Source organism: Pseudomonas sp. GW821-FHT04C07, from assembly GCF_059420325.1.
Map to the genome: position 1 here is coordinate 260,810 of NZ_JBWKTM010000005.1, position 11,675 is coordinate 272,484.

Consider the following 11,675-nt stretch of genomic DNA (forward strand, 5'->3'; position numbering starts at 1 on the left):
ATGGGTTTCAATCTTTCCGAATGGGCGCTGCGCAATCGCCAGATCGTGCTGTTCCTGATGCTGTTGCTGGCAGTCGTCGGCGCGTTGTCCTACACCAAGCTGGGCCAGAGCGAAGACCCGCCGTTCACCTTCAAGGCCATGGTGATTCGCACCAACTGGCCGGGTGCTACGGCTCAGGAAGTGTCGCGGCAAGTCACCGAGCGCATTGAAAAGAAGCTGATGGAAACCGGTGAGTACGAACGGATTGTCTCGTTCTCCCGCCCAGGTGAATCCCAGGTGACCTTCATGGCCCGGGACTCGATGCACTCCGCGCAGATCCCCGAGCTGTGGTACCAGGTCCGCAAGAAAATCAGCGATATCCGCCAGACCTTGCCGCCGGGTGTTCAGGGGCCGTTTTTCAACGATGAATTCGGCACCACCTTCGGCAATATCTACGCCTTGACCGGCAACGGTTTCGACTACGCGGTGCTCAAGGACTACGCCGATCGCGTCCAGATCCAGCTGCAACGGGTCAAGGATGTCGGCAAGGTCGATCTGTTGGGGCGCCAGGACGAGAAGATCTGGATCGAGCTGTCCAACGTCAAGCTGGCCACCCTCGGGCTGCCATTGGCCGCCGTACAGCAAGCCCTGGAAGAACAGAACGCGGTGTCCACCGCAGGCTTCTTCGAGACCTCAAGCGAACGCTTGCAATTGCGGGTCTCGGGGAGTTTTCAGACAGTACAAGAAATCAAGAACTTCCCGATCCGGGTCGGCGATCGCACATTCCATATCTCCGACGTCGCCGATGTTCACCGTGGCTTCAACGAGCCTGCGGCGCCGCGTATGCGCTTTATGGGCGACGACGCCATCGGCCTTGCTGTAGCGATGAAGGACGGCGGTGACATTCTGGTGTTGGGCAAGGCGCTGGAAGTCGAGTTTGCCCGCATCCAGAAGAATCTCCCGGCCGGAATGGAGTTGCGTAAAGTTTCCGATCAGCCGGCCGCGGTGAAAACCAGCGTCGGCGAATTCGTTCAGGTGTTGATCGAAGCGCTGGCTATTGTGTTGCTGGTGAGCTTCTTCTCCCTCGGTGTGCGCACCGGCATGGTGGTCGCCCTGGCGATTCCGCTGGTGCTGGCGATGACCTTCGCCACCATGTATTACCTGGGGATCGGCCTGCACAAGATTTCCCTTGGTGCGCTGGTACTGGCGTTGGGCTTGCTGGTGGACGACGCGATCATCGCCGTGGAAATGATGGCGATCAAAATGGAACAGGGCTACGACCGGCTCAAGGCCGCCAGCTATGCCTGGACCAGCACCGCGTTCCCGATGCTCACTGGTACGTTGATCACCGCCGCCGGGTTTCTGCCGATTGCCACTGCACAGTCGGGCACTGGCGAATACACCCGTTCGATCTTCCAGGTAGTGACCATCGCATTGCTGGCGTCGTGGATTGCCGCCGTGGTGTTCGTACCTTATCTCGGCGAAAAACTGCTGCCGGACCTTGCGAAGATTCATGCCGCCAAACACGGTACGGGCGACGCTCATCCAGACCCTTATGGCACGCCGTTCTATCAACGGGTACGGCGGCTGGTGGAATGGTGCGTGCGTCGGCGCAAAACCGTCATTGGCCTGACCATCGTGCTGTTCGTGGCATCGGTGGTGCTGTTTCGCTTCGTGCCGCAACAGTTCTTTCCGGCGTCCGGGCGACTGGAGTTGATGGTCGACCTGAAGCTGGCCGAAGGTGCCTCGCTGAGCAACACCGCCGATCAGGTCAAGCGTCTGGAAGGCCTGCTCAAGGACCGCGCCGGCATCGACAACTATGTGGCCTATGTCGGCACCGGTTCGCCGCGTTTCTATCTGCCGCTGGATCAGCAACTGCCGGCGGCGAGCTTTGCGCAATTTGTCGTGCTGGCCAAGTCCATTGAGGATCGCGAAAGCCTGCGCAGTTGGCTGATTGAAACCCTCAACGAAAAATTCCCGGCCCTGCGTTCACGGGTCACGCGACTGGAGAACGGTCCTCCGGTTGGTTACCCGGTGCAGTTCCGGGTCACTGGCGAGCACATCGAAGAAGTCCGTGCGCTGGCGCGCAAAGTCGCGGCCAAGGTGCGTGAGAATCCCCATGTGGTCAACGTGCATCTGGACTGGGAAGAGCCGAGCAAGGTCATCTACTTGAACATCGATCAGGAGCGCGCACGGGCGTTGGGCGTTAGCACGGCGAACCTGTCGAAGTTTCTGCAAAGCTCGCTCACAGGTGTAAGCGTCAGCCAGTACCGCGAAGACAACGAGTTGATCGAGATTCTGTTGCGCGGCACGCCGCGTGAACGCACCGAACTGACCTTGCTACCAAGTCTCGCGGTGCCGACCGATAACGGTAAAAGCGTGGCCCTGTCGCAGATCGCGACGCTGGAATATGGCTTCGAAGAAGGCATTATCTGGCACCGCAACCGCTTGCCGAACGTGACGGTGCGTGCCGACATCTACGGGCAGGAGCAGCCAGCGAGCCTGGTCCAGCAAATCCTGCCGACCCTGGAACCGATTCGGGCGCAACTGCCGGACGGTTACTTGCTGGATGTCGGCGGAACGGTCGAAGACTCGGCCCGTGGGCAGAACTCGGTCAAGGCCGGCGTACCGTTGTTCATCGTCGTAGTGCTGACCTTGCTGATGGTGCAACTGCGCAGTTTCTCCCGCACCGCGATGGTGTTTCTCACCGCACCGCTGGGGTTGATTGGCGTCACGTTGTTTCTGTTGGTGTTCCGCCAGCCGTTCGGTTTCGTGGCGATGCTCGGCACTATCGCGCTGTCCGGGATGATCATGCGTAACTCGGTCATTCTGGTGGACCAGATCGAACAGGACATCGCTGCCGGACTGCGGCCATGGCAAGCGATCATCGAGGCCACAGTGCGACGCTTCCGGCCAATCGTACTGACTGCACTGGCCGCCGTATTGGCGATGATCCCGCTGTCACGCAGCGTGTTCTTCGGACCGATGGCGGTGGCGATCATGGGCGGGCTGATTGTGGCCACAGCGCTGACGCTGCTGTTTTTGCCGGCGCTGTATGCGGCGTGGTTCAGGGTGAAGAAAGAGCAGGTCTGATCAAGCGGCACACATTGTGATCGTTCCCACGCTCCCGCGCGGGAGTGGGAACGATCAATGCTTGATTCTGTGTTTTCATTGTCTCAATTTTTATAAATATTGAGACAGTGTTGTGTTTGTGCTGTACTCAGAACTCGGTTTTTGGTGTTTTTGAGACAGTAATGGTCAAAAGTCCTCCCGCAAACCCGGACAGCGTTTTCGATCTGTTGGGGACCTCGCCCTACAAAGAAAAACTGCCTGACTATCTGGCATTGCTCAAGCCGCTGGATGATCAGGGGCGATACCTGCCGTTTGACGAGCTGCGTTATCGCTGGGCGCCAGGCCTTGATGCAACGTTGTGCTGGGCACTTGTCAAGAAAGCCCGCTCTGCTCAATATTCCAGCCTTCTGCCGTTGGGTGAACCCACCCAATGGGGCAAGTTCATTCTGACGCCGCTAGCGCACAAGACTCTTTCGACTGTCGACCGCCAGGCGAGCACCGCTGCTCTGGAGTACATGACCAGCAGGATCGGTGAGCGAGCGCATTTCAACTATCTGCTCAATGATTTAATCGAAGACGAAGCCATCAGCAGCAGCCAGCTGGAAGGCGCGGCGACTACTACGTTGGTTGCCAAAGATATGCTCAAGCGCAACCGACTGCCGCGTACCCCGGATGAGCGGATGGTTATCGGCAACTACAAGATGATGATCTTTGCCTGGGACAAACGTCATGAGCCGCTGAGTGTCGAGCTGATCGCGCAGCTGCACCGGGTCGGTGTCGAGGGCATCGACGACGGACAATACTCACCGGGCGCATTCAGGGTCAATGACGAGGTTGTCGTTCAGGACGGCGAAGGCAATACGGTCCATACACCGCCACCGGCAGCGGGTATTCAGGCCAGGCTCCACACATTGTCGAATTGGATCAATCAATCCCACAATGACCCCACGCGCAACGATTACCTTCATCCGCTGATCAAGGGGATTGCCCTGCATTTTGCCCTCGGTTACGAACACCCTTTTCGTGATGGCAATGGCCGTGTGGCGCGGGCGTTGTTTTATTGGTTCATGTTCAAGAATGACTTCTCGGCATTCCGCTACATCTCCATCAGCATTCTGTTACGTAATGCGCCGGTGAAATATGGCCGGTCTTATTTGCATACCGAAACGGATGATCTGGATCTGACCTATTTCATCGACTACCAGTGCTCGGTGATTGTCCGTGCAGTGACCGGATTCACATCGGCTTATCAGAAGAGTCTGGCGTATGCCGAAGGGTTTGATCGATGGCTGGAGGAGTCCGGGCTTTTCAAGCAATTGAGCGAAAAACAACGGACTGTGTTTCAGGTGGCCAAAAGCGGTATGGCCAAGGAGTTCACGGCAGTGAATGTGAAGGAAAATCTGGATTGCTCGTACAACACGGCTTCAGCCACGCTGAATGGATTGGTAGAACTGAAGATTTTCGAGAAAAAGAAGCGGGGGCGAGAGTGGGCTTTCTTTCTGCGTGACACGCAGGACATCAAAAAGGCTTGGGCGTAGGCGCTGGCGAAGGTTGCGATCTTTTCGAGGTTTGAAGATCAAAAGATTGCAGGCCGCGCCAGCACCTACGGACCGCGTAATCGCTCTTCGCGTTTTACAACGAACCAAACACCTTCTTCGCCAGACTGGTGGCCGCTGCCGCCGGGTTCTGGCGGATGGCGGCTTCTTGCTTGCCGATCATTTCGAACAGGCCATTGAGTGCCTGCTCCGTTACATAACCTTCGATATTGGCATTTTTCGCGTCGAGCACACCGAGGGTCGCGGCTTGGCCGGCGAAGGAGTTGTATTGTTTGGCCAGGCCGACCTGATCGGTTGCATGCTTGACGATTGGCAGGAACTTGAGGCGAATTTGCTCGCGGCTGGTTTTGCTCAGGTATTGGGTCGCCGAATCCTTGCCGCCGCTGAGAATGCTTTTGGCATCGTCAACGCTCATCTTCTTCACGGCATCGACCAGCAACGCCTGGGCTTGCGGTACCGCAGCTTCAGCCGCTTTGTTCATGCTGGCTTCCAGTTCGTCGACCTGGGCACCCATGCCGAACTGCTTCATTTTCTTGGCAACCTTGCCCAGGTTGCCCGGCAACTCGATCTTCACGTCCGGGTTGTTGCTGAAACCGCCCGGAGTGCCCAGTTGTTTGACGGCGATCTGTGCGCCTTGGGTTAATACATCCTTGAGCCCACCGGTGGCGTCTTTTTGCGAAAGATCACTCAGAGACAAGGCCAGCGCACTGGCGGAAATCAACAAGCCCGCACACAGGCCGGCGAAGCGAAGGGAAGGACGGAGCATGGCAGCTTCCTTAATCAAGAGAGGGAATTAACGTACTGCGTCGACGCGAATTTTCAACGGCTGTAGATCTTTGCCATTGAGTTGCACGCTGTGGTGTTCGGTTGTAATGAACCTTAGCTTGCCATCCACTTCAATGCGCGCACTGACCGAGTAGCGATGACCGGGTTTGACTTGCACCGGGTCATAGCTGAGGTGGAAGGGCAGAGGCACCTGGCCTTTGATCGGGCCACGCTGTTCGTCCACTACAACGGCAGGTGCGTCGGCGAGGGAAACATCCTGCAGGCTGACGCTCAGGATCGCCGTTGGCGGCAGGGCGATGCGTTGCAGGTAGAACACTTCGCCGTCGAGGCTGGCTTTGGGGGACGGATGCAGGGGCTGGCAGGCTCCGAGCAGGGCAGTGATGGCAAGTAAAGAGAATTTTTTCATCGGGATCTCCATATCGATGGCGCCAGAAGAAGACTGGCGCCTGAAACAATCTAGTCGGTTTGCTGCGGGGCATCGACCTGATCGGCCGCATCTTCACTGCGATGCAACGCTACCTGACGAATCGACAAGCGAATCTCCGCCGGCAATACACGCTTGGCCGCGCCTTCGGCCAGTTCGCCGAGCAGTTCGTGATAGCTCAGTTTGCCGGCCTCATCGCGACGTAGTACGTCGAGATCCAGCAGCGTTTGAATGAAGTGACGGAACAGGCTCTTGTCGAAGAATTCCGGCGCATTCAGGCCATGCAGGATCGACAGGCGCTGGGCCATGACGGTGCACAGGTCTTCCAGTTCTTCGGCGCTGATGCTGTTCTGGCCGCTGTTGAGCAGCAGCGAGATGGCCATATAGAAGCGTTGCAGGGTCTGGGCGATGCTCCTGGACAACAAGGTCAGCAGCACAAAATGTCGCGAACTCGGTGCCGGGCGCAGATACAGCTCTTTCTCGAAGCGCAACAGACCTTGCTCGACGAACGCTTCCAGCCACTGATCGATCACTGCGTCCAGCTCTTCCAGCGACCAGCGGATGAACAGCTCCGATTGCAGGTACGGATACAGCGCGCGGGTGTAGCGCAGGATCTGCTCGCGACTCATGCGCGAGCTGCTCTGGAAGAAGCTCGCCAGCAGCGCCGGCAGGGCGAAGATATGCAGCACGTTGTTGCGGTAGTAGGTCATCAGGACGGCATTCTGCTCGTCCAGATAAAGGATCTTGCCCAAGGCGTCGCTCTGCTCGGAAAGCAGGTCCATGTCTTTCACATGCCTGATCAGCGCCCGGCCATCGCCTTGCGGCAACGTGGTATGCGGTGAATACGGCACGCGACGCAGCAGCGCCAGATAGAGGTCGAGAACCCGGGCCATAGCGCGGTCGTCGAGGGCCAGCCGGCTGGTGGAAAGCAGCGCCAACGCCACCAGATTGACCGGGTTGATCGCTGCCGCTTCGTTCAAATGCCGGGCCACACGCTCGCCAAGACGGTTGGTGGTTTCGTTCAGCCAGGCCGGACGGAACTGCGGACCCAACTCCTGGGAGCGCCAGTCCGGTTGTTCCTGATCGAGGAACTCCGCCAGTTTGATCGGTTCGCCAAAGTTGACCGCAACCTGGCCGAATCGCTGCTTGAGCGCGCCGATGACCTTGAAGATGTCGAAGATCGATTCTTTTTTCTTGGTCGCTCCGCGCAACTCACCGAGGTAGGTCCGGCCTTCGAGAACCCGCTCGTAACCGATGTACACCGGGATGAAGACAATCGGCATCCGCGACGAACGCAGAAAGCTGCGCAGGGTGATGGCGAGCATCCCGGTCTTGGGTTGCAGCATGCGCCCGGTACGCGAACGCCCGCCTTCGACGAAGTACTCCACCGGAAAACCTTTGGTGAAGAGGGTGTGCAGGTATTCGTTGAACACTGAGGTGTAGAGCGGGTTGCCCTTGAAGGTGCGGCGCATGAAAAACGCCCCGCCACGGCGCAGCAGGCCGCCGATCACCGGCATGTTCAGGTTGATCCCGGCGGCGACGTGCGGCGGGGTCAGGCCGTTGCGAAACAGCAGATAGGACAGCAGCAGATAGTCGATATGGCTGCGGTGGCACGGCACATAGATCACTTCGTGACCCTGGGCGACGGCTTGCACGCCTTCGATGTGGTTGACCTTGATGCCGTCGTAGATCTTGTTCCAGAACCAGCTCAGCACTACTTCGAGAAAGCGGATCGCGGTAAAGGTGTAGTCCGAAGCGATTTCATTGCCATAGTGCAGCGCTTGAGCCTTGGCTTTCTCCGGGGAGATGTTCTCGCGTTCGGCTTCTTCGAGGATCGCCTGCTTGACCAACGGCTGATTCAGCAGGCCTTTGACCAGATTGCGCCGGTGGGAAATGTCCGGGCCGATCACCGCCGCTTTCAGGTTGCGAAAGTGCACCCGCAGGATGCGCTGGGCCATGCGCACGGTGCGCTCGTGGCCTTTATTGTGTTCGATCAGTTCGCGCAGATGGATGGGCGCGGAGAACTGCACGCGGGTCTTGCGTCCCAGAATCATGATGCTCAACAGGCGGCGCAGACGCCCGGTGACGGCCCAGCTGTCGGCGAACAGCAGCTTCCAGGGGCTCGATTCGCTGTCCGGGGATTGGCCCCAGAATACGCTGACCGGGATGATTTGCGCGTCTTGTGCGGCGTTCTGGCTCAAGGCGCTGACCAGTCGGGTCAGTACCGGCGGCGCGCCGCGCTTGTCCTGGCGGCCAAGCCAGTCGGGTTCCGGCGTCAGGTAGAAGAATGCGGCAGGTTCCAGCAGATTGCCCACCGATGCCGGCAACACCGGGCGCGGCAGACCGGCCTTGCCGCATTCAGTGTCGAGCACGGCCAGATCGGTCAGCGATGGGTTTTGCAGGACGTAGAACACCGGACGACTGCGGTCGAGTTTGAGGGTGAAGGACGACTGATTGATCGTCTCCGAGCGAACCCAGAGGTACAACAGTCGGCGCAAGGCGCCAAACACAAGACGGCGGAACGGGGAGCGGGTCATACGGCTTCTGCATGAGTTAAAAAAACCGAGCAGGTGCTCGGGGCCGGTAGTGTGCCGTATTCACCGAAAATCGGCAAAAAAGCGGGAAAGCAAACTTCAATCGAGGGTTTTTATACCGGTCTTGCACTTGATCCCGTTTACCGCAGTATCCGGATCCTGTGTGACAGGCATAAAAAAATCCGGAATCTTTGGCGGATTCCGGATTTTTCGGTGGCTTGTATGGCGTTGGAAACTTTGGCGGTTACAGCAAAAACTTCGCGAAATTCACGCCTGTACCGGCCGGGCGCACGTCTTCAAGGAAGGCGTCCTTGTCGGCGCTCAACTCCAGGCTCACGGTAGATTTGCGTTTGCCCTGGTTGCGCACCACCAGGCCTTCCATTTTCTCGCGCAGGAACACCGTCGGCACTTTCAAGTGCAGCAACTGATCGGTGCTCGGGGTGTGCAGCAACAAATGAATCCACTCGTACTGACCGATGGCCAGGCGGCTGAGGGGAATATCGAACCACCAGATGTTCTTGTTGCGGTTCAGTTCGGTGAAGTGGCAGTTATTGACGCCCAGCACGGCACCGCCGAGTTCCTGGTTTCTGCGGGCAATGGCCTGCGCTTTATTGAGTTTCATAACATTCCTACGGGTTGGATCTTCAGCGCCACGGCCTGAATACGTTGCGCATTCTCGGGGGTTGAGGGGTAAACATAAAGCCAAACCTGCGCGCGGCGATGAAATGACGTAATGAAAACAGATGAAACTCTGCGCAATGGCTGCGGGTCAATCTTTACGCCATGACGCTTGGTCTCTGTTTCCAATGGTAGAAACACCTTGAGTAGCGCCGGCGATGTTTGTGTCGGGCATTGGCGGTCAAACAACGAATTTGTTTCAAAGCGGTCAACTGAGCTACTTTGATGTAGAAAATGGCCTCTGAGTCGCCACCGACTTCAACCCTTATGCGGCGAAAGGAGACGCTATGATTTTTCCGGATTTGAAAGGCTTGCCCCTGCATCGCGTGATGATGCGCACGGTGACGGAGTTCATTAACGACGAGATGTCGACTTATGCTTCGGCACTTGCCTATCAGATGCTGTTCTCGATGTTTCCCTTCCTGCTGTTTCTCATTGCCCTGATCGGTTTCCTGCACCTGCCGGACTTCTTCTCCTGGCTGCGTCTGCAATCGGAACTGGTGCTGCCGCCCCAGGCCCTTGAACAAGTGAACCCGGTGATCGACCAGCTCCAGCAATCCAAGGGCGGGCTGCTCTCGGTGGGTATCGTGATCGCGCTGTGGACTGCGTCCGCCGGCGTGCGGCTGATGATGAGCGCCATGAACGCCGCTTACGACGTGGTCGAAGGGCGCCCGATTTGGAAGCGCTTCCCGCTGTCGATTTTCTACACCATCGGCATCGCCGGGATGCTCCTGGTCGCCGCCGCGTTGATGGTCATGGGCCCGAAAGTGATGGGCTGGCTGGCGGGGCAAATCGGCATGGAGGACTTTGTCGTCACAATCTGGACCATTCTGCGCTGGCCGTTGGTCGTCTTGCTGCTGATGGTCTCCGTGGCATTGATGTATTACGCCATGCCGGACGTGAAACAGAAATTCCGCTTGATCACCCCGGGATCGGTGTTGGCGGTGGTGGTGTGGATCATCGCCTCTCTGGGTTTTGGCTATTACGTGAAAACCTTCACCGATTACAACGCCATGTATGGCAGTATCGGTGCGATCATTGTGTTGCTGCTGTACTTCTATATTTCTGCGGCGGTGCTGTTGCTCGGCGCGGAAATGAACGCGACGATCGATCACATGTCGACCCAAGGCAAGCAACCTGGCGAGAAGGACTTCAACGGGGACGACGAAAAACAACACGTTTCGGGATTGGGGCGGGATCACTCGCTCAAGCCGACCACTGACGAAGCCTGAACATGATCCGTGAAATTCTGAAAATGGGTGATGAGCGCCTGCTGCGCATTGCCCCGCCGGTGCCGTCCGGGATGTTCGACAGCCCGGAACTCTGGCAGTTGATCGATGACATGTTCCAGACCATGGAACATGTGGGTGGCGTTGGCCTGGCCGCGCCGCAGATTGGCGTCGACCTGCAACTGGTGATCTTCGGCTTCGAGCACAGTGAACGCTATCCGGAGGCGGAAGCCGTACCGCAGACCATTCTGATCAATCCGCTGATTACACCCTTGGGTCCGATGCTCGAAGAAGGCTTCGAAGGCTGTCTGTCGGTGCCGGGTTTACGCGGTGCGGTGGAACGTTATCAACAGATTCGCTATGAAGGTTTCGACCCCAAGGGTGAGCCGATCGTGCGCATCGCCTCAGGTTTCCATGCGCGTGTCGTGCAACACGAATGCGATCACCTGGTCGGCCGGTTGTACCCATCGCGGATCAGCGATTTCAGCAAGTTTGGTTTTATCGAGGTGATGTTCCCGGATATGGATCCTGCAGCGGACGAGTAGGAGCGAGCGGTGCGGCGATCCGACTTGCCCGCGATGGGCGCTACGCTTATCTCGGCTATTCCCCGGATTGACGAAGCACAACATCAGTCGATCCGACTCCGAACCAACCCATGGCGATCAGGGGTTTGCTGCGAGCGTAGCGAGCCAGACGATCGGTCAGGGACTGCGGCAGCTGCGGACCTAGGGAAAATCCCAGCCCCTCGTAGAACGGTTGCAGATCCGGATGGCAGAACAGCCAGACCGGCCCATCAACGTGCGCCATGGCATGTTCGACCAACTGCGTGGCAATCCTTTGGCCCCGGCCTGCCGGATCGACAAACAACCCGGTCAACCAATGCCCTTGGGCAACCGCTGTCAGGCACAACCCAGCGATGATTTCCCCCCGCCTGGCTACCCATAATTGCCCTTCGCTGGCAGCGCGCATCGGCGAATTGTGCGTGCGATAGAACTTGTTCAGCAGAGGGCGCAGCGGCTCGGCAAGCAGGCTGAAATGTAGGTCTGGCATGGTTTGAGATAAGGTCTATGAAAAGCTATGAAGGGCGCAGAAGGGTAAAAAATTATAAATCGCTGAAATAAAACGCTGCTGCGCAATAGGTGTTATACCTCATGTTACATCCCATATGAGTGGAGCGTGCATCATGGCCAAAGGCATGGAATCAAAGAAAGCAGCAAAGAAAAAACCAGCAAAAACCGCCGATGAAAAACGCGCAGACAAAAGAGCCAAGAAGGTCGGCGTGTTCGGCCACTGAGCCATCTTCAACGGAGCCCGGCAATCGGGCTCCGCTTTCACTTCTAAGTAAATAACCAATCGATCTACAAGATTTCCCTGCGCTAATGCACAGAAGGGGATGAAGCCGACGTTCGTCTGTTGG

9 protein-coding genes are annotated in these 11,675 nt (G+C 57.7%); 4 read left to right on the forward strand and 5 right to left on the reverse strand.

The window, feature by feature from the left end:
* The gene (locus AC07UI_RS11975; protein ID WP_494992673.1) at positions 1 to 3,072 is read left to right on the forward strand and encodes an efflux RND transporter permease subunit; all 3,072 of its coding nucleotides are present in this window, start codon (positions 1 to 3) and stop codon (positions 3,070 to 3,072) included.
* 161 nt (positions 3,073 to 3,233) lie between these two features.
* Positions 3,234 to 4,589 (forward strand): Fic family protein, encoded by a 1,356-nt coding sequence (locus AC07UI_RS11980; RefSeq protein ID WP_494992674.1) that lies wholly within the window; start codon positions 3,234 to 3,236, stop codon positions 4,587 to 4,589.
* 94 nt (positions 4,590 to 4,683) lie between these two features.
* Here AC07UI_RS11980 and AC07UI_RS11985 read toward each other — a convergent pair whose 3' ends face one another.
* The 4 genes from AC07UI_RS11985 to AC07UI_RS12000 form a co-directional block, all read right to left on the reverse strand.
* Complete coding sequence (locus AC07UI_RS11985; protein WP_494992675.1) at positions 4,684 to 5,373, reverse strand: DUF4197 domain-containing protein; 690 nt, start codon at positions 5,371 to 5,373, stop codon at positions 4,684 to 4,686.
* 27 nt (positions 5,374 to 5,400) lie between these two features.
* Positions 5,401 to 5,799, reverse strand: coding sequence for a YbaY family lipoprotein (locus tag AC07UI_RS11990; RefSeq protein WP_494992676.1), 399 nt, complete (start codon positions 5,797 to 5,799; stop codon positions 5,401 to 5,403).
* Between the two features lie 50 nt (positions 5,800 to 5,849).
* Positions 5,850 to 8,354 (reverse strand): glycerol-3-phosphate 1-O-acyltransferase PlsB, encoded by a 2,505-nt coding sequence (gene plsB, locus AC07UI_RS11995; protein ID WP_494992677.1) that lies wholly within the window; start codon positions 8,352 to 8,354, stop codon positions 5,850 to 5,852.
* Positions 8,355 to 8,595: 241 nt separating this feature from the next.
* A complete protein-coding gene (locus AC07UI_RS12000) occupies positions 8,596 to 8,973 on the reverse strand; it encodes a hypothetical protein (RefSeq protein WP_494992678.1) in 378 nt (125 codons plus the stop codon).
* Between the two features lie 343 nt (positions 8,974 to 9,316).
* On the opposite strand from AC07UI_RS12000, the gene AC07UI_RS12005 reads away from it, so the two are divergent.
* Both AC07UI_RS12005 and def read left to right on the forward strand, forming a co-directional pair.
* Entirely contained in the window at positions 9,317 to 10,261 is a 945-nt protein-coding gene (locus AC07UI_RS12005; protein WP_494992679.1) for a YihY/virulence factor BrkB family protein, read from the forward strand.
* A 2-nt stretch (positions 10,262 to 10,263) separates the two neighbouring features.
* Complete coding sequence (gene def, locus AC07UI_RS12010; protein WP_494992680.1) at positions 10,264 to 10,803, forward strand: peptide deformylase; 540 nt, start codon at positions 10,264 to 10,266, stop codon at positions 10,801 to 10,803.
* Between the two features lie 55 nt (positions 10,804 to 10,858).
* Here def and AC07UI_RS12015 read toward each other — a convergent pair whose 3' ends face one another.
* Positions 10,859 to 11,308, reverse strand: coding sequence for a GNAT family N-acetyltransferase (locus AC07UI_RS12015; RefSeq protein WP_494992681.1), 450 nt, complete (start codon positions 11,306 to 11,308; stop codon positions 10,859 to 10,861).
* Positions 11,309 to 11,675 lie beyond the last annotated feature (367 nt).

What these genes read in the sequence shown, in the direction of transcription:
- AC07UI_RS11975 (WP_494992673.1), top strand. Translation starts at nt 1, where the DNA reads ATGGGTTTCAATCTTTCCGAATGGGCGCTGCGCAATCGCCAGATCGTG.
- AC07UI_RS11980 (WP_494992674.1), top strand. Translation starts at nt 3,234, where the DNA reads ATGGTCAAAAGTCCTCCCGCAAACCCGGACAGCGTTTTCGATCTGTTG.
- AC07UI_RS11985 (WP_494992675.1), bottom strand. Translation starts at nt 5,373, where the DNA reads ATGCTCCGTCCTTCCCTTCGCTTCGCCGGCCTGTGTGCGGGCTTGTTG.
- AC07UI_RS11990 (WP_494992676.1), bottom strand. Translation starts at nt 5,799, where the DNA reads ATGAAAAAATTCTCTTTACTTGCCATCACTGCCCTGCTCGGAGCCTGC.
- plsB (WP_494992677.1), bottom strand. Translation starts at nt 8,354, where the DNA reads ATGACCCGCTCCCCGTTCCGCCGTCTTGTGTTTGGCGCCTTGCGCCGA.
- AC07UI_RS12000 (WP_494992678.1), bottom strand. Translation starts at nt 8,973, where the DNA reads ATGAAACTCAATAAAGCGCAGGCCATTGCCCGCAGAAACCAGGAACTC.
- AC07UI_RS12005 (WP_494992679.1), top strand. Translation starts at nt 9,317, where the DNA reads ATGATTTTTCCGGATTTGAAAGGCTTGCCCCTGCATCGCGTGATGATG.
- def (WP_494992680.1), top strand. Translation starts at nt 10,264, where the DNA reads ATGATCCGTGAAATTCTGAAAATGGGTGATGAGCGCCTGCTGCGCATT.
- AC07UI_RS12015 (WP_494992681.1), bottom strand. Translation starts at nt 11,308, where the DNA reads ATGCCAGACCTACATTTCAGCCTGCTTGCCGAGCCGCTGCGCCCTCTG.